The sequence below is a fragment of the Candidatus Zixiibacteriota bacterium genome (assembly GCA_021159005.1).
GTDB lineage: Bacteria > Zixibacteria > MSB-5A5 > UBA10806 > 4484-95 > JAGGSN01.
This window is the reverse complement of sequence record JAGGSN010000134.1, coordinates 47,047-65,474: the sequence shown is the minus strand read 5'-3', so window position 1 is coordinate 65,474 and position 18,428 is coordinate 47,047. Positions and strand designations below refer to the sequence as shown.

18 protein-coding genes are annotated in these 18,428 nt (G+C 41.5%); 13 read left to right on the top strand and 5 right to left on the bottom strand.

The window, feature by feature from the left end; genetic code table 11:
• Positions 1–32: 32 nt before the first annotated feature.
• Positions 33–950: a radical SAM protein gene (locus tag J7K40_08685; protein MCD6162473.1), complete on the bottom strand. Its 918-nt coding sequence runs from the start codon at positions 948–950 to the stop codon at positions 33–35.
• A gap of 422 nt (positions 951–1,372) precedes the next feature.
• Between J7K40_08685 and J7K40_08680 the strand changes: the two genes are divergently transcribed.
• A complete protein-coding gene (locus tag J7K40_08680; protein ID MCD6162472.1) occupies positions 1,373–3,511 on the top strand; it encodes an acetate--CoA ligase family protein in 2,139 nt (712 codons plus the stop codon).
• Between the two features lie 179 nt (positions 3,512–3,690).
• Here J7K40_08680 and J7K40_08675 read toward each other — a convergent pair whose 3' ends face one another.
• The 4 genes from J7K40_08675 to J7K40_08660 form a co-directional block, all read right to left on the bottom strand.
• A complete protein-coding gene (locus tag J7K40_08675; GenBank protein ID MCD6162471.1) occupies positions 3,691–4,605 on the bottom strand; it encodes an SDR family oxidoreductase in 915 nt (304 codons plus the stop codon).
• Between the two features lie 170 nt (positions 4,606–4,775).
• Complete coding sequence (locus tag J7K40_08670) at positions 4,776–5,810, bottom strand: SDR family oxidoreductase (protein MCD6162470.1); 1,035 nt, start codon at positions 5,808–5,810, stop codon at positions 4,776–4,778.
• Positions 5,807–6,370 (bottom strand): dTDP-4-dehydrorhamnose 3,5-epimerase, encoded by a 564-nt coding sequence (gene rfbC / locus J7K40_08665; protein ID MCD6162469.1) that lies wholly within the window; start codon positions 6,368–6,370, stop codon positions 5,807–5,809. The genes J7K40_08670 and rfbC overlap by 4 nt, the downstream gene beginning before the upstream one ends.
• Before the next feature lie 89 nt (positions 6,371–6,459).
• Positions 6,460–7,191 (bottom strand): NTP transferase domain-containing protein, encoded by a 732-nt coding sequence (locus tag J7K40_08660; GenBank protein MCD6162468.1) that lies wholly within the window; start codon positions 7,189–7,191, stop codon positions 6,460–6,462.
• Positions 7,192–7,897: 706 nt separating this feature from the next.
• Between J7K40_08660 and fliR the strand changes: the two genes are divergently transcribed.
• The 12 genes from fliR (at position 7,898) to J7K40_08600 (ending at position 18,420) form a co-directional block, all read left to right on the top strand.
• Complete coding sequence (fliR, locus tag J7K40_08655; protein MCD6162467.1) at positions 7,898–8,683, top strand: flagellar type III secretion system protein FliR; 786 nt, start codon at positions 7,898–7,900, stop codon at positions 8,681–8,683.
• A 2-nt stretch (positions 8,684–8,685) separates the two neighbouring features.
• Positions 8,686–9,750 carry a flagellar biosynthesis protein FlhB gene (flhB, locus tag J7K40_08650; protein ID MCD6162466.1) on the top strand — a complete coding sequence of 355 codons (1,065 nt, stop codon included), beginning with the start codon at positions 8,686–8,688 and terminating at the stop codon, positions 9,748–9,750.
• The gene (gene flhA / locus J7K40_08645; protein ID MCD6162465.1) at positions 9,750–11,831 is read left to right on the top strand and encodes a flagellar biosynthesis protein FlhA; all 2,082 of its coding nucleotides are present in this window, start codon (positions 9,750–9,752) and stop codon (positions 11,829–11,831) included. Before flhB ends, flhA begins: the two co-directional genes overlap by 1 nt.
• Complete coding sequence (gene flhF / locus J7K40_08640) at positions 11,821–13,029, top strand: flagellar biosynthesis protein FlhF (GenBank protein MCD6162464.1); 1,209 nt, start codon at positions 11,821–11,823, stop codon at positions 13,027–13,029. Before flhA ends, flhF begins: the two co-directional genes overlap by 11 nt.
• On the top strand, positions 13,020–13,775 hold the full coding sequence (locus J7K40_08635) for a P-loop NTPase (protein MCD6162463.1): 756 nt from the start codon (positions 13,020–13,022) through the stop codon (positions 13,773–13,775). Before flhF ends, J7K40_08635 begins: the two co-directional genes overlap by 10 nt.
• 75 nt (positions 13,776–13,850) lie before the next feature.
• Positions 13,851–14,609: a FliA/WhiG family RNA polymerase sigma factor gene (locus J7K40_08630; protein ID MCD6162462.1), complete on the top strand. Its 759-nt coding sequence runs from the start codon at positions 13,851–13,853 to the stop codon at positions 14,607–14,609.
• 42 nt (positions 14,610–14,651) lie between these two features.
• Positions 14,652–14,966 carry a hypothetical protein gene (locus tag J7K40_08625; GenBank protein ID MCD6162461.1) on the top strand — a complete coding sequence of 105 codons (315 nt, stop codon included), beginning with the start codon at positions 14,652–14,654 and terminating at the stop codon, positions 14,964–14,966.
• Positions 14,967–14,975: 9 nt separating this feature from the next.
• Positions 14,976–15,377, top strand: coding sequence for a hypothetical protein (locus J7K40_08620; GenBank protein MCD6162460.1), 402 nt, complete (start codon positions 14,976–14,978; stop codon positions 15,375–15,377).
• Positions 15,378–15,449: 72 nt separating this feature from the next.
• Positions 15,450–16,634 carry a DUF2225 domain-containing protein gene (locus J7K40_08615; GenBank protein MCD6162459.1) on the top strand — a complete coding sequence of 395 codons (1,185 nt, stop codon included), beginning with the start codon at positions 15,450–15,452 and terminating at the stop codon, positions 16,632–16,634.
• Positions 16,631–17,398: a PilZ domain-containing protein gene (locus J7K40_08610; GenBank protein MCD6162458.1), complete on the top strand. Its 768-nt coding sequence runs from the start codon at positions 16,631–16,633 to the stop codon at positions 17,396–17,398. The genes J7K40_08615 and J7K40_08610 overlap by 4 nt, the downstream gene beginning before the upstream one ends.
• Positions 17,395–17,991, top strand: a complete 597-nt coding sequence (locus J7K40_08605; protein MCD6162457.1) for a hypothetical protein — start codon at positions 17,395–17,397, stop codon at positions 17,989–17,991. Before J7K40_08610 ends, J7K40_08605 begins: the two co-directional genes overlap by 4 nt.
• Positions 17,992–18,420 carry a response regulator gene (locus tag J7K40_08600; protein MCD6162456.1) on the top strand — a complete coding sequence of 143 codons (429 nt, stop codon included), beginning with the start codon at positions 17,992–17,994 and terminating at the stop codon, positions 18,418–18,420.
• Positions 18,421–18,428 lie beyond the last annotated feature (8 nt).

Sequence of the window (18,428 nt, the reverse complement as noted above, 5' to 3'; positions counted from 1 at the left end):
AAATATAATCTGATACTATATCTATATAATAACTATCCCGTAAAAGGCTGAATGTAGCCATTGGCAAGCCCCGCATCTTCAAATTTATGCAAAGTATCTTTATACTCGGCTAATTTCAGACGTTTGGACAGTTCCGGATAATTGCCGGCGTTATAGGCCGGGAAATATTGACTCATCACCGCCATATAGGTATCCTGCGATATCTCATCGGCAACAAACCTGAATATCTCTGCCGACCCCGAAACGCCGCCCGGCATAACCAAATGCCTGATAAGCAATCCGCGCGCAGCAATACCGTTGACAACATCAAGGATGCCTACCTGTCGGTGCATCTCTCTGATTGAGGCTCTGTTGACTTGGGGATAATCGTCAACAGCAGAGTAAATTTTCGAATATTTGGAATCGGCATATCTCATATCGGGCATATAAATATCAACAACTCCGGCAAGCAGCTCAAGCATTTTAATTGAATCATAACCTGATGAATTATATACAATCGGAACTGTCAATCCGGATTTGTAGGCTATAAGCAGCGCCTCCATTAATAATGGCACATAATGAGAGGGGGTAACAAGATTGATGTTATGCGCGCCCCTTTTTTCCAACGCAACCATCTTAGCCGCTGCCTGCTTGGATGAATAATATTCGCCATTGCGATATTGGCTGATAGGATAGTTTTGGCAATATACGCAATGAAGATTACAGCCTGATAGAAATATCGTTCCCGAACCGTTCGTGCCGGATATTGGCGGTTCTTCTCCATAATGAAGGTTTGCCGATGAGATCATAAGCTTTGCAGGAACTCCGCATTCGCCGGTATCGCCGGCAATACGATTTGCCAAACATTCGCGCGGGCAAACTGTGCATTCCTCTAAGCAGTCCATAGCAATAGGCGTATTTCTTTCGAGGATTTCGATTTTCGATTCTATTGAAAAAGGCGTATTATGCATAAATATCCCAACACTCATGATACAATTCAAGCTTCAAAATAAATAATCAATGAGTAAAGTCAATTTGAAAATAAGCTTAGCCCTGATTATTAATAAACTTTAGCATACGATACTACAATGTAAAAATTTATCATTGCTCCGCCTCAGACGGACGTCGAAAGCAGGAGAGGAGCGCGGCAATCTCAACGTTATAACCGCTATAATGATAATTTATGTGGGCGACACACATCCTCATGCACGAACATTCTATTATTCCCTTCTTGAGAGGGGTTAAGGGTGTGTTTTAATGTTAAATGCTCAACATAATTCCGAATAAATATATTAATTTATTTGTAATTCTATTGCAAAATCAGGGCTTAAGAATCGCTAACATATAAAATTATTCCTTGCCCAATCTATCCTCGCAACTTAACTTCCAGAAATTGAAAATAATTCAAATGGGAGATTTAAAGATGACAACAAACCTTGATGCGATATTTAAACCGAAAACAATTGCCGTAATCGGCGCCTCCAATAAGCCCGGTTCAATCGGCAATGTTATCGTCAATAACCTGCTGCGATTTGAATATAAAGGCAAAATATTTCCGGTGAATCCCAAAGCCGATAAAATTGATTGGCTGCAATGCTACCCCTCGGTGATGGATATACCGGAAGAAATCGACTTGGCAATTATCGTCGTTCCCCGCAATTTCGTTATACCATCGCTTGAGCAGTGCGGTCAAAAGGGTGTTAAGGGCGTAATAACTATCACAGCCGGATTCAAAGAGATAGGCGGCGAGGGTATCGAGTTGGAAAATACGCTAATCGAGATTGTGAAAAAATACAATATGCGGATGGTAGGTCCCAATTGCTACGGCGTGCTTAACACCGACCCTGAATTTTCGCTAAACAGCACTTTTTCCAAGCAGAATCCTCTTTGCGGCAAGGTGGCTTTCATGTCGCAATCGGGCGCTCTGGGTGAGGTGGTTATTGACTACACCAACAAGCTCAACCTCGGGTTCTCGCTGTTTGCCTCAATCGGCAACAAGGCTGATATCTCCGATATCGATGTGATGCAGTATTGCTATGATGACCCGCGCACCGAGATGATACTTCTTTATCTGGAAAATATCGAACAGGCGGAAAAGTTTATAAACCTTGCCAAAAAAATCACCCGCACTAAGCCTGTTTTCGCAGTTAGGGCCGGACGCACCGAAGCAGGCGCTAAAGCTATCAGTTCGCACACTGGCGTACTTGCCGGCGGCGATGCTGCTACCGATGCCGTATTCAAACAGTGCGGCATTATACGCGCCCTTTCAATAGACGAGCTTTTCGATATCGCCAAGGCATTTGACAGCCAGCCGCTTCTAAAGGGTGATAGAATCGCGGTTATAACCAATGCCGGCGGTCCCGGTGTGCTGGCTACCGATGCAATAGAAAGTCTGGGCTTGAAAATGGCGCGCTTTGAGAAAAAGACAATCGAATATCTGCGGGAAAATCTTTTAGCTGTAGCCGCCGTTAATAATCCTATCGATGTTATCGCTTCAGGCGGTCCGGATGCTTATGGGGCGGCGGTTAAAGCTGTATTGGCTGATAAAAATGTCGATGGTGTACTGGTAATATTTGTGCCGCCGATACTCGTCGATTCAAAAGCCGTTATTAGTTCAGTTGTTGAAAAAATTAAGCTATCCGGCAATAAAAAAACCGTGCTTTCATGCCTGATGGGCGCGCCGGATGGTATCGCCGGTGCCGAACTTTTGTACGAAAATAGTATCCCCGATTATCTGTTTCCCGAATCCGCTGTCAGGGCATTGTCGGCAATGGCTGAGTATAGAAAAATGCTCGAAAAACCGGCGGCTAAACCGCCAATATTTACCGTTAAAAAAAATACGGTAGAACGAATTGTAAAATCAGCAAAAGCAAATGGCTATAAGGCAATTCTCGGCGATGAGGCGATGCAGATTTTAAAGGCGTACGGCATCAGCGTGCCGAAATCAGCAGTTGCTAAAACTCAGCCCGAATTAACCAAAGCATTAACAAAAATCAAATTCCCTATTGCTATGAAAATCAACGACCCCTCTGTTTCGCACAAAACGGATGTTGGCGGTGTGATTATCAATCTTCAAACCAAAAGCGAAACCGTAAACGCTTTCAAAGCCATGAAGAAAAAATTCAGCCGCGTGGATGATGAATTTGCCGGAGTATACATTCAGCAGATGGTAGTCGGAGGCATCGAAACAATTATGGGTATGAATAACGATCCCTCATTCGGGCCATTAATAATGTTCGGCTTGGGCGGCATTCATGTCGAGGTATTAAAGGATGTTTCCCTAAAAGCGCACCCGCTGACAGAGCAGGATGCGCATGAGATGCTGCGTTTGGTTAAAGGCTATCCGCTTCTTGAGGGTTTCCGCGGTGCTGCGGGAGTCGAACTAAAAGTACTAGAGCAAACGCTTCTCAAGTTATCTCAGTTGGTATCTGATTTCCCACAGTTTAAATCGATTGATATAAATCCTTTTATAGCCGGCAAAAACGCCAGCCAGTCTAAGGCTGTTGATGCGAGGTTTATTCTGGATGAATAAAAGCAAATTTTGCAGTTAAGCGTGTTTAAAATATTGCAGCTTATTTAATACCAGAGCGTAGGGGCGTATTGCATACGCCCTTTGACACACAATGAGAAGTAGAAATAGGGCAATCCGCCTCAGGCGGAAACCCCTGCGCTCAATAATCCCGCTGCAAGTTTACTTTTTGGAGGATAGTATTACCGGAAACCCCTGCGCTCAAAATAATCCCTCATCATTTCCAACCCCTCAGGCAAACCAATAAGCCTTGTTTTAAGAATCTTCTTAGCCTTATCGATATTAAACCCTCCTTTATGCGGTCTTTCGGCAATCTGACCGAGCATGGCGGTTTTTATAGGCTTTATCAAATTTGCATCAAGTTTGAAATGTTCGGCGGTTTTTATCGCTATGTCATACCGCGAAAGATAATCTGCCCCGGCAATGTTTAGAACCTTGAAATAATCCATTTTCGCCGCCTCGATTGCCGCGCCTGCCAAATTACCGGCATGAGTAGGGTTGTTAAACTGGTCAGTAACGACATTAATTTCTTTATCTGTACGCAAACTATCAATCAGCCAGGTGATAAAATTATGCCGCAGATTTATTCCATCGCCATATAGAACATTGGTGCGAATCACAAGATAATTCTTCTTAGAAGCCTGAAGAATTTTTTCCGATTGAAGTTTGGTATACCCATAATAATTAATAGGGTCGGGAATTGCCAACTCTGAATAGGGGCCGTTTTGACCGGAAAAAATATAATCCGATGAGAAATGTATAAGCTTATTAAACGAACAGCTTAATAGATTTTCAACAATACCGGTATTCAAATCATCTGCCAGCTTATAGTTGACTTCACAGTCATCGACATTGTTATAGGCGGCGCAGTTAAAAATATAATCGGGTTTGAAATCATAGATAATAGCTCTGACAGAAGAAAAACCGGTTAAATCAAGTTGATGATATGACAATCTGCCGGAGTTCTCAAAAGGATTTGCCGCTAAATCGATGGCTAATATATCCGGAGTTTTATTGTCGGGCTTTTCAAATATAAGCTGTTTAACTAAATACTGTCCAAGCAAGCCGCTAGCGCCGGTAATAAGAACTCTATTCATTAGAACTACTTGCAAAATGATTTAAAGTTGTGGTTTTCTTAAAACACCAATAGAAGTCATTGAGAGCAAAGCGAAGCAATCTATGTGGATACAGAGACCGCTTCGTCGTTCCACTCCTCGCGATGACTATAAATAAATTTATTTGCAAAAAGTTCATTAATTAATACTTCCTATTCGATATCGAATATTCCGCCATATTTTTCCACGCTCTTAATAATCTTATGCCATTTTACTAATTCGTTGTACCATTGAAGCGTAATGGTTTTTGATGTTTTATCCGTTTGCCCATTTTTTAATGCTTCTACAATCTCAACAACTCCATTCTCGCCGCTATACTTTGCTTGCCAGTTGAGCGTCTTTTCAATCTTGCTGAAATTAACGCGATAACTGCGATGGTCGGGGTCGCCGTACCATTCGATATCAACCTTAGAGTTAGTCATTCTGCTTACCACATCCGATACAATTCCGGCAAGGCTTCTAATCTGATAATTGCATTGCTCGCTTCCGACATTAAAAATCTGGCCGCTTATCATATCTGAATCATGTTCAAGCAAAAGCAGCATCACATCCGTAGTATCTTGAACATGCACCATCGGCCGATATTGCGACCCGTCTCTCATAAGGGGTAATTTATGTGTTTTCCAGGCGCCATAGGTCATGCCGTTTATAGCTAAGTCAAATCTCATGCGCGGACTAAAGCCAAAAACAGTAGCCTGCCTCATTACAATCACTGCGAAATTATCATCCGCTAAGGGAAGGACGCCCTGTTCCGCTTTTTTATTAGCTTTCGAATATGTTGAAAGCGGATTCGTTCTTGAAGTCTCATCGACAATATCCTCAGTAAAACCATAAATGCTGCAGCTTGAGGGCAGGATATACCGTTTAACTCCCATTTTTTTTGCTCGCTTGGCGTTGTTTACGCGGCTTTGATAATTTATCTCCCAAGTGGCATCGCTAAACATCTCGCTGGCAGGATCATTGGAGAGAGCGACAAGGTCAATAACGTAATCGACATCTTTAAAATGGTCGTCGGTCAATCGACGGGAGTCATCCCTTATGATTTCGAGATTGACATGCGAACTCAGCTTTTCAAGGCCAAAGAAAAACCTGTCAATTGCTTTAATATGATAACCCTTTTGCAGAAGCTTCGGTGTAAGAACACTGCCGATATACCCTCCGGCGCCGGTTACTAATACTGTTTTCATCGAGTATCCTTATAAATAAAATTAATTTCCGCCTCGGGAAAAAACGGCGCCTTGCGGTCTTTGTCGGAAAGAATGCACTTGACGTATGGCCAGTCAATCGCCAGCTCGGGATCATCCCAGCGAATTGCCCGCTCATACTCAGAATTATAAAACTGATCGACCTTGTAAAACACTTCAGTATTGGGTGCCGTGGTGCATATGCCATGCGCGAACCCTTTGGGAATGATAACCTGTTTCATATTTTCGGCAGTTAGTATTATGCTTTCCCATTTGCCGAATGTCGGGCTTCCTTTGCGTATATCCACAGCGACATCCATAAATGAGCCTCTCAGTGCCCTGACTATTTTTGTCTGCGCTTTAGGATTTAGCTGATAATGAAGTCCCCTGATTGTCCCTTCCTCGAAACTCAGCGAGTGGTTATCCTGAACCATATCGAAAATGAAGCCGTAATTCTTTAGAGTGCGTTTTGAATAGCTTTCGGTAAAAAATCCTCGATTATCGCGAAACACTTCCGGCTCTATTATAACTAAGCCCTCAAGTTTTGTCTTTTTTATTATCATTTATTATTTTCCAAAAAGTGGTTTCGGGTTTATGCGGATAATATATGCAGGTCATCTTCTTCATACGCAGTTTATGTGCCTGTGTTGATTTAAAGTTTATTTGCGCCATATTTGCGGACAAAATTTATAGTATTATTGTAGCCATCTATTGATTCGCCAGCATCAGCCCAGCCGCCATTAAGCATAGCGTACGACATGAGACCCTTGCGAATATAAGCATTATTGACATCGGTAATTTCCAGTTCTCCACGGTTGGAGGGCTTGAGGGTTTTTATAATATCGAATATCCGGCTATCATAAATATATACTCCTATCACAGCCAGATTGCTTTTAGGATGAACAGGTTTTTCAACAATTTTAACTATCTTTCGATTTTCAAATTCGGCGACTCCATATTCTTGGGGATTTTTAACCTTTTTTAAAAATATCATCGCCCCTTCTTTTTGCTTCTTATATCGATTTACGCTGCCTATAATATTTCCACCCAGAATATTATCGCCCAGAACGATAATCACATTTTTGCCTTCAGAAAAATATTCGCATAAACCAATAGCCTCGGCAATACCGCCCTCTTGCGCCTGATATGTAAAATGCAGATGTTCTAACCCAAACTCTGAGCCGTTGCCCAAAAGCTTTAAAAAATCACCGGCATTATTACCGCCTGTTACAATCATAATATCCTTAATACCGGCATTAACGAGCGTCTGAATAGGATAAAAAATCATCGGCTTATCATAAACTGGCAAAAGATGTTTATTCGTAATCTTGGTTAACGGATAAAGCCGTGTGCCCAGACCGCCCGCCAGTACGATACCTTTCATTTCGCCTCCTGCTTCATTAATAATAATAATAAAATCATAACTGCAAATCAAGACATTGTGAAATAGGATTCCCCTAAAATTTCTATATCACACCCAACAATTAATTCCGGATTTTATAGTTGAATGTAAATAAATTAAAAATTTTCCAGAATTATATTGAATATATAGCGTTAAAAACACACCCCTGGCCCCTCTCAAGAAGGGAATAATAAAATGTTGGTGCACGAGGACATACACCAACCACCATAATCCCGCTCAAGAGAGGAATAATATCTGCGTTAACACGTTATATGGTTATGCAATTTAACTGCCCCAGCCACTGACAGAGGATTTGGATGCCGAACGTTGGCTAATACTTCACTTTTCCGGGAGGTTATTTTTTTACAAAAATGTGTAATGATATCGATTTATAGCAATGCTGCGCTGTCAGGTGCGGGGACCTGACGTAAGAAAGGTGTTGTCAGAAGTTACTTCTGACAACAAATGTAATATAAAATCGTGCCTAAATTTCATTAATTATAAAATCCTGTTTGGAAAAAGCTTCATAAAATTACCGGAATATTTTTCCAAATATTATTTCCAGCTTTCTTTAACGGTTTAAACAACAGCCGTAACATAAAGATACATAAGGCGATAAGATAAACTGTTTGTGTTTGATGGTTGGGCACAAGCTTTGCTCAATGTCTGAACAGGAGGATTGTGTTTAATGTCGCTTTTGCAGTTAAGTGCGCTCGAATTTGAAAAGCTTTTGTTGGTAATGTTGAGGGTTGGCGGAATTATGTCAGTAGCTCCGGTTTTTGGCCATCGAAATGTACCTAAAATGGCGAAAATCGGTTTTATTATTATCTTCAGTTTGATTTTACTGCCAACAATCCCAACCCGTCCTATTAATCTACCCGCTGAATTATTTGGCATGACAGCAGTTCTCGTAAAAGAGGTTGCCGCTGGTTTGGCTATTGGTTTTATCTCATTAATGATATTTTTAGCCGTTCAGTTTGCCGGCAATATCATAGGCCTTCAGATGGGATTTGGCATCGTTAATGTTATAGATCCCAATTCATCGGAGCAGGTTCCTATAATAGGACAGTTCCAGTTTATTATCGTGATGCTGATATTTTTAGCTCTTAATGGCCATCACATGGTGATTTCGGCTATTTCCGGAAGTTTCCAGGTGATACCATTAGGACAAATAAACTTTTCCAATGCTTCAGCGGAGCTTATGATTAAAGCCTCGGTTAACACTATCGCCTTGGCTATAAAACTTGGCGCTCCATGTATTGTTACCATGTTTTTATTGAGTATTTCTCTGGGTATTATTGCGCGTACTGTTCCCCAGATGAATATTTTTATTATCGGTTTCCCTCTTAAAATAGGTCTTGGTCTGTTAATGCTGGGAATATCACTGCCTATATTCGGGTATGTGTTTTCCAAGCTTTTACAGGGATTGGACAATAACCTTAGTAACCTTATCTGGGCTTTAAGGCCGGCGTAGTTATGGCTGAAGAAAAAAGCAAAGACGAAAAAACTGAACAGGCGACTCCCCGAAAGAAAGAGGAGTCGCGAAAAAAAGGCCAGGTTGCCAAATCGCAGGAGCTTAACTCCATATTTATAATATTTATGGGAATGCTTGGTTTAGTTATCTTTTCCAGTTACATCTATTCAAACTTAGTCAATGCTTTCTATTTCAATATTGATATGATCGGCATTGATATTACCGTTAACAAATTCCAAGAAATCTTTATGGCAAATGGCTCAATTTTAGTAAAAGTGCTCGCCCCCTTGCTTATTCTTTTAACGGTAACCGGTCTTCTTATAAATATAGCTCAAGTTGGCGTACGCATTACCCCCGAGTCACTCTCACCCAAATTTGATAAATTGGATGTGATTAAAGGGTTTAAAAGGATGTTTTCGACCAAGACATTATTTAGTCTTATTCGCGATACATTAAAAGTGTCGCTAATAGCGTATGTTGTTTACATAACCTATAAAGGCGAAATGGCCAACTATATCCCCTTAGCCGACCAGGAAATTGTCCAAATTCTTATATTTGCCATGAAGATTGCCGTAAAAATCGTATTAAGGGCTGCCGGAGTATTGCTGATTTTAGCAATTTTGGATTACGCTTATCAAAAATATGACTTTGAAAAAAATCTCCGGATGACAAAACAGGAAATTAAAGATGAGCATAAACAATACGAAGGCGACCCTCTTATCAAAATGAGAATAAGACGCATTCAGCGCGAAATGGCTCATGCCCGCATGCTCAAAGATGTGGAAGAGGCGGATGTCGTGGTTACCAACCCGACCCATATTGCTGTGGGTTTAAAATATGATGCTCAGGCTATGTCGGCGCCAAAAGTAATAGCCAAGGGCGAACGGCTTATGGCGGAGAGAATTAAAGATATAGCCAAAAAGTTTAAAATCCCGGTTGTTGAAAATAAACCATTAGCCAGAGCGCTGTTTGAGGCTGTTGACATTGGCATGTATGTTCCCGCCAGGCTGTATAAGGCGGTTGCCGAGGTACTGGCGTATGTTTACAAATTAAAAGGTAAAGCCTAATGGCTGATTTGACTAAAACCGAAAAACCGATGCTGGCAAAATTCACCGAGCATTCGGATATCGTTCTGGCGGTTTTGGTAGTAGCCATACTGGGCATACTTATATTACCGGTGCCCCCAGAGTTTTTAGATTTCATGCTGGCTCTCAATATCACCATTTCGTTAGTGATTTTGCTGGTAACAATGTATATCACCAAGCCGCTTGACCTCTCGGTATTCCCTGGCATGCTTCTGATTATAACACTGTTCAGGCTGTCATTAAATGTCGCCTCAACCAGGTTGATTCTCGGTCAGGCTTATGCCGGCGAAGTTATCTCCTCGTTTGGTAATTTCGTAGTTGGCGGCAATTATATCGTTGGCTTTATCATCTTCTGTATTTTAGTGATTATTCAATTTGTTGTAATTACCAAAGGCGCCGGTAGAATTGCCGAAGTTGGCGCGCGTTTTACCTTAGATGCTATGCCCGGCAAACAGATGGCAATCGATGCAGACTTAAATGCCGGCCTGATTAGCGAGGATGAAGCCAGAAAACGTCGGCTTGATATCAGTAAAGAGGCGGATTTCTACGGCGCAATGGATGGCGCCTCAAAATTCGTTCGCGGTGATGCTATTGCCGGTATATTAATCACGCTAATTAATATTATCGCCGGTATCATTATCGGCGTTGTCCAAAACTCAATGGCCATCGGCGAAGCCCTGACAACATATACCCTCCTGACAGTAGGCGACGGTCTCGTTACTCAGATACCTGCGCTTATCGTTTCTACCTCAGCCGGTATTATTGTTACGCGTGCCGCCTCAGAATCAAACCTTGGCAAAGATTTAGCTCACCAGTTAACCACGCAGCCCAGGGCGATTATGGTAGCGGCGTTTATCTTAACATTCTTTGGAATTATCCCCGGTATGCCGACCATTCCATTCATGCTTTTAGGCGGAGTAACCGGCTTTTTGGCTTATACATCTATTCAGGCTAAGAAGAAAAAAGAGAAAACCGCTGAGGCTGGCGAGGAAACAAGGGAACTGCCGCCCCCTGAAAAGATGGAAGAATATTTAAAAGTGGATGCTATGGAAGTTGAGATTGGTTATGCTCTTATCCCTTTGGTTGATATTTCCCAAGGCAATGATCTACTCGATCGTATCAGCATGATTCGACGGCAGATTGCCGCCGATATGGGGTTTTTAGTGCCGCCGATTAGAATCAGGGATAATATTCAGCTTCAGCCAAATGAGTATCAAATTAAAATCCGCGGCCATAAAGTAGCCTCGTCAGAACTTTACCCCGGTCAGTATCTGGCAATAAATCCCGGTTTTATTACCGAGCCGGTAGAGGGACAGGATGTTAAAGAACCCGCCTTTGGTTTAGAGGCAAGATGGGTTAGCGAAAGTTCCAAAGCATTGGCTGAAAAGAGTGGTTATACCGTTGTCGAACCGGTCTCAGTGCTGGCTACTCATTTAACCGAGATTGTAAAATCAAACGCCGCAGAATTCATAACTCGGCAGGAAACATCAAACTTGATAGAAAATATAAAAACCGATAATAGCGCCTTAGTCGATGAGTTGGTGCCGGGGCAGGTCAATCATGGCGTTATCCAAAAAGTCTTGCAAAACCTGCTTGAGGAAAGAGTGCCTATTAAAGACCTGCCAACAATATTGGAAACAATCAGCGATTTTGTCGCCTCAACAAAAGAACCCGACATCCTTACGGAATATGTAAGACACGGCTTAAGCCGCACTATCACAGAATTATATCTTAATTCTGTCGGTGGTATGACAGTAATGAGTCTCGATCCTGACATAGAACAGAAAGTGGCGTCATCAATCCAATCGACTAAGCATGGTTTAATGTTAACATTGCCGCCGGATATAGCCAAGCAAATTCACGATGCTATTATTCAGGCAACCGAGGAGATGCAGGCTCAGGGATATACTCCTGTGCTTTTGGTATCGCCCAATATAAGGCTTGTGTTCAAGCGTTTCATCAAGCCTATAGCGTCTTCGCTGGCGGTAATATCATATAATGAGTTGCTCCCGGAAATAGAAGTTGAAAGCATAAAAACAGTGAGGTTAGCAGATGGTAATTAAAAAATTTGTCGCGCCCAGTATGCCTGAGGCGTTAGCCAAAGTTAAAAGCGAACTTGGCGACCAGGCCGTTATCCTGAAAACCAGGATGAACAGAAAAGCAGGCGGCCCCGGCAATCTTAAGGGTGTGGAGGTAACTGCTGCAGTCGAAGTGGAGAAAAAATCCAGATTCGAACCGTCTCCGGATATTGAATCTGAAAACGCTAATAGTATAGCGAACGAGATGGAATCTATGCAGTCCGAATCAATAACTGTAGAGAGGCTAAACAGCTTGTCTGAACAGCTTGCCGAGTTGAAAAATACGATGGCGGAGAAAAAAGAGGAAAAACCGGAAAGTAAGCGCGCTTTAACTTTCTTTGGCAATCTATCAGGCAATATGCTCGAAGCGGGCAGAGAGCTTGTTAATAGAAATATCTCAGAGGAGCTGGCTCTATCTATTGTATCCCGTCTCGCCCAAACAGAAAATCCGCTAAGCCTTGAAATGCCCGAGATAAAAGCGCAAATCAGACAGACGCTGTGTTCAATTATACCTATGGGCGAGCCGATAAAGATAAACAAAGACGGCAAAACTGTAGTGATGTTTGTCGGTCCCACCGGGTCAGGTAAAACATCCGCCATAGCCCGGCTGGCTATGAATTATAAAATCGAAAGCAATGACAGAATCGCTATTATCACATCCGATAATTTCAGAGCCGATTCAAGTCAACAGGTAAAATCATACTGTAGAATAATCGGCTGTCCGTTTGGGGTCGTTTATTCCCCGGAAGAGCTGTCGATGGCTATAAAATCACAGGAACAAGGATTGATATTAATCGATACTCCCGGAGTTAGCCCAAACAACGATGAGGAAATCAGCGAACTGTTGTCGCTAATCAGAGCCTCGAAACCGCATGAAATTCATTTGGTAATACCTGCATCCACGCCAGCCAAAGATGTTGCTAATATGCTTGATTCTTTCAATGAGTTCGGAATCAATAAAATCCTTGTCAGCAAACTGGATGAGACAAAGGCTTGCGGCGGAGTAGTTACTGCAGTTGTTAATTCGGGCAAGAAACTTTCCTATCTGTGCCGCTCGCGTGAAATTCCCGGCCAGTTTGGTCCGGCGCTTCCCGAATCTTTAGCAGGCGCTCTCGTTGTTGATGATTCCAGCGACAATAGTGAACCAAAGTATGAAATGGAAGCTGTGGGGATATGGCAATAGAAGAAGTAACAGGCATTGCCTTGCTTTCCGGCAAGGGCGGAGTAGGCAAGTCGGTAATCGCTTTAAATCTGGCGCTAAGCCTTGGTTCGCTGGGTATGAAAACTATTCTGCTTGACGTTGGCAGCGGAGACTTGGTTAACCTGACTAATTCGGGAAATCTAAATTGTGAAAGCGATGGCTCGAATAATTTCAACCTTACCGATAATGTTAATTTATATTGCTCCTCAATTGCGCATTGTTCGACAATACTTGGCGAAAAGGATGTGGAGGACTTTCTGGCAGAGATAGTCAGCGTGGTTCAGGGAAACGATTTCGCGATTTTTGACTGTCCTACCGGAGTCGGGCCTATTCCATATACGCTGGCGGGCTTGTCTGAAATACCAGTGATTGTGAGCACGCCAGAACCCACCTCAATTGCCGGCGCTTATATCTTAGCGAGATCGCTTTATCGTGAAGAGCTTGCCCAAAGATGCGGAATTCTGTTTAACCGAGTCGACTCAGCTGACATGGCGGCTTCGTTGGAAACCAGGTTTGATATTCTGACCAGTCAATTCCTGCATTTTAAATTCAATCATGCCGGCTTCATTCATGATGACCGCCATCTCGCGCTATCGGTTTTAGAGCAGCAGCCGTTCTTCTTAAGTCAACATGATTGCCCGGCCCGGTCTGATTTCTTAAATCTCGCCCGGATTTGTCGTTTAAAGGGCAAGTTGCAAAATGAAACGGAGAGAATTAATTGTTATTGAAGTTAACAAAGCATCCAGTCAAATGACGATAAAATATATTGGATAATAACGTTTAGATTTATAAGGGATATTATTATGGCAACTCAAGTAGTATGGGAAAATTACAAGAAAACGTTAGATCCCTATACCCGCGACAAATTATTGAGGGAGTATCTTCCACTTGTAAGAAATGTAGCCAGTCGAATGGCATTGGGATTTCCCAAATCGGTGGAATTTAATGACCTTGTCAATACCGGTGTAATAGGGCTAATCGAGGCGTTTAATAACTATGACCCGGCAAGAGGTGTAAAATTTGAAACCTATGCAGTGCCTAGAATTCGCGGTGCAATTTTGGATGAATTGAGAGCCTTGGATTGGGTGCCGCGGTCAACTCGGGCTAAATCAAGAAATATCGAAAAAGCAATGACTGCGCTCGAAAATGAATTAGGCAGGTCGCCCTCCGAAAAAGAACTGGCCAAACAGATGAATCTCCCAATGAAAGACTTGTTGTCGGCTCTCGGAGATGTATCATGTACCTCCCTGCTTTCACTTGATGAACTAATTTGCCGCGAGGACGACAATCGGCAGGTTCCTCGAATTGAAACAATCCAAAACGAAGCTGTAAATAATGTTCTAAATGACCTCGAACGTTCGGAGTTAAGAGCGTTTTTGATTAATTCTATTAGTTCCCTCTCAGAACAGGAACGTTTGGTTGTTGCGCTTTACTACTATGAAGAATTAACCCTCAAGGAAATTGGAGAAGTTATGCTGATTTCAGAATCCAGAGTATCCCAAATCCATACCAAATCGGTTTTGCGTTTAAGACAGATGATTCGAGATAAATTCGCTCTTTAAAGACTAAATTTACCAATGTATCTAAGATGACCGGAGGTTGTTATGGTTAGGCCGGTCGATTTGCAAGACAACCTTTCCAAAACGCAGCTCTTAGAAAAAATACAGCATCTTCAGAAGTCAAGTCCCGAAGAAGCGCAGAAACAGTTTGCGCAGGAGATGCAAAAAAAAGTTGCCAACAGCAAGAGCAAAGTGAACGATTTGCCTAAATCTGATGAAATCGCCATTCATCGTGATGAAAAGCAAAAAAAGAACAATCAAGAAAATGATAAAAAACGAAAACAAGAAAAAGAAGACAAACAAAATAAATCGTATGACGACCAAGAAAAACATTCTAAAAATGTCGATTACTTGGCTTAAGGAGGAATAATGTATATGATTGTTTCCTGGCTTGCCGCAGCGCTGATGCTTTTTAACGTAATTATTTCAATATTGATAATAATTAAAATTAGCAAACAGGAAAAATTCCAAACCAGCGAAGCGCATGCTAATCTTGAACTAATTAATCAATCGCTAAATCGCCTTTCCGAAATTGCGGAAAAGCTGGAGCAGAAAAAAAATGTGAAAAAACATAATGGCGAAGCAGTACGCAAAGTCTCTGAGGAATCTTCAAACGCGAATAAAGAAAACCAGGCGCTTACTCTAATCAGACGCGGAGAAAATCCTCATATGATTAGCAAAAAACTGGGGATTTCGCGTTCGGAAGTTGACTTGCTGATTGCCTCTGAAAAACTCGGAAAAGGCAAGAGAATGATTGGAGTCGAAGCTTAATGGTAAGTTTGCATATTCAGGAAAAACAGCTTATGCCGATAGAAATTAATGAAATAACAAAGGTGAATCATTATGAGCAAAGATCAGGAACCGTTTTTTTATAGCACTATTGAATGCCCTGTGTGCAAAACAAAAAATAAGTTTGAAAATATTCGAGCCGGTTCCTATACAGAAAGCGGCAAAGACACGGATTTTTGTCCAACAGGAAGAGTTTGGCAAGACCCGTTATATCAAGCCCATGACCCCTTGATGTATTTTATGGCAACTTGCAAAGAATGCTTTTACACAAGGGAATTTAATAACAGCTTTAAAAAATGGCAAAATGATACGTCATTTAAAACATATCGTTTACAGACAATCAAAGAAAAACATCTGAAAAATTATTCCGTTGCCGGAGGCGTTATTCAACTGTTGGGATTGCATATCGATACCGCAAAATATCCCTTTGAATCTTCCGTAAATAAATTCTTGCTTGGCATCTATGATGAATTACTCGTGTCCAGGCCGTCCTATCTTGATATAGGAAGATTCTTTCTAAGAATTGCCTGGCTGTTCCGCGGCAATAAAGACAAAGCCGGCAGTCAGACGAATGCTGCTGTTGGCCTGTTTGCAAAACTGCGCGGTTCTGCCGGCCAAGCCAGTAAGACGCTGCCGGATTTTGCTGATAAAGTGCAGGGCTTAAAAGAACTGCTTGATAATGATTTCACTATGAAGTTTGAAGATGTTCCCGAAGCTGATGAGTATAAAAAACGAATTGAAAAGATTATAAGTGAAATAACCGATTCGTTAAATCCCCTTAAACAGGCTGGCGACAAGCTTATGGATATTTTCAATGATGCCGAGAAAGCTCTCATGAAAGGTCAGGTCTCAACATCTGAACAGTCTTTCTTTGAATATCCGGGCTATTTTGATTTTTTATCGGAAGTTAAGAAAGGCTGGGATGAAGTGCCTTTTTCAGAAAACGATGCTCTGATTAAAGCTAATGAGTACTACCAGAAATCTTACGAGTCGGGCGGCCAGATTAGCAATGGACTTCAACAGATTCAAGCGGCCTATTTAATAGGCGAGCTTTCACGCAGAACAAAAAACCATAAAAACGCCGCTCAATATTTTAATCAAATGGTTCGTATGGGACGCGAATTGGTTATGGGGAAAAAGGGTGATGCCTCAACTTTAAACTTCGCTAAAAAACTCCTCGAAATGGGTATGGATCAGGCGAGATTAAATAAAAAAGAGCATGAAGGATCTTTAAAATGAAAAAGGATAAAAATAATAAACCCATAGATATGCTAGACCTTTGGGAAAGGCTGGAGTTAAAACTGGATATTGACGACAGTGCTGCCTGTTACATTACACGTATTGAAGATATAGATAAGGATGCGTTAACTGTCGAATGCCCTATAAGAATATCAGGAGACCTTGAATTGAGTCCCGGACAGAATATCGAGGTTGTTTTTAACAGGCCTGATGCCTCCTACGGTTTTACGGCCATAGTTGCCGCTATTGATTCTGACAGGGAAAACATGACCACATTAAAGCCTGTATCGGAAGTTAAAAGGTCTCAAAAACGAAGGTTCGTCCGAATCGACATAGCCGGCGATATAGTTTTCAGAATCCTTGATTCCAGCGCGGATAATAAAGGCGCTTTTAGCGGCGACAGAAAAGGCGAACTGCTTAATATCTCTGCCGGCGGCATCCTGATAACTGTCGACGAACCTGTCAAGCAGAATGATATCCTGCTTTTAAACTTTTGGATGAAAGACAATCAACGTTTAAGCAATATTCTCGGAGTTGTTAAAAGAGCGGAACAATCAGCGAACTCTGATAATCTGGAAAGCGAGCACTTAGTCGGAGTAGAATTCCTGTCGAAAGAAAGTGTGCCCAAATATATCCCCTGGAATTTAGCTGAGATTTTACCGCCTGATACTAATTTTTTCAATGATGCGCTTCAAGAACTTATTGTGGCATTTGTTTATAAACAGCAAGTTGATTTAAGAACAAAGCAGAAAGCCAATTTATGAAATCAATAACATGGTTAATATTATTAGTTTTGCTTGCCGGCACATGTCAGGTTGATTCACAAACACCGGCGCCGGATATTGATATTATCGCCTATATTAATCAGGATAAATACGAGCCTGACTTCTTATCAAGAATCAGTCGACTTTTTTCCCGACATCTTCAAAAATATTTTCAAAATGAACAGGTTCAGATTAATACTATTGCAGGTTCCCACGATGATTTTGATCATTGGGATGTTTCCCTTGATAATAGCTTTGTTGTATTGATTGATGTAACGGAACGCCATTGGGTTGTAGAACAGCCGTTTCTTAAAATACCGCTTGTTTTTAATATCTATAAAAATAACTTCAAGCTGGGAGCTTTGGTTAAGCTTTATCATAAGAATAAAAACAATCCGATTATGATAAAAAACCTTCAGGTTAAAATTGACGGTTCTACATCTTATCAAATATTAAGAAACAACCCGCATGACGGCGCTTTATACCTGTCGCAGGGACGCCGCATTCTTTGTGAAAACAAGGCGGAAGAAAAATTGATTCAATTAGTGTCTGACGAAATGTATAAGTCCGGAAAAATCGGCAAGAGACAGTAAATGTATAAAAAAGCTCATCAACCTAAACTCGGATTGTTTAATAAAGCATTGGTGGTTGATGATGAAAAATTGTCTCGCGATATTATATCTAAAGCTTTGACTCGCTATCTTGGCTGCGATATCTACACAGCTTCAAACGGCGTTGAGGCATTAAGCTATTTACGGTCCGGCGAATATGATATCTTATTGCTCGATTTTGTTATGCCCGGAATATCAGGCTTCAATTTAATACAGGAAATCCGGTTATTGAAAAATGATGTATCTATGCTGATAGTTACCGGAAATGCCAGCGATCAGGATATTAAAACGTTAAAAGAAATGGGAATAAATCGAATCGTATACAAACCTTTTAAAATATCTACTCTCTTAGAAATGGTTGCAGATGCCCTTTTTGAGAAAAACATATTAATAGCTGCTCCAAAATATTAACCAAGGAG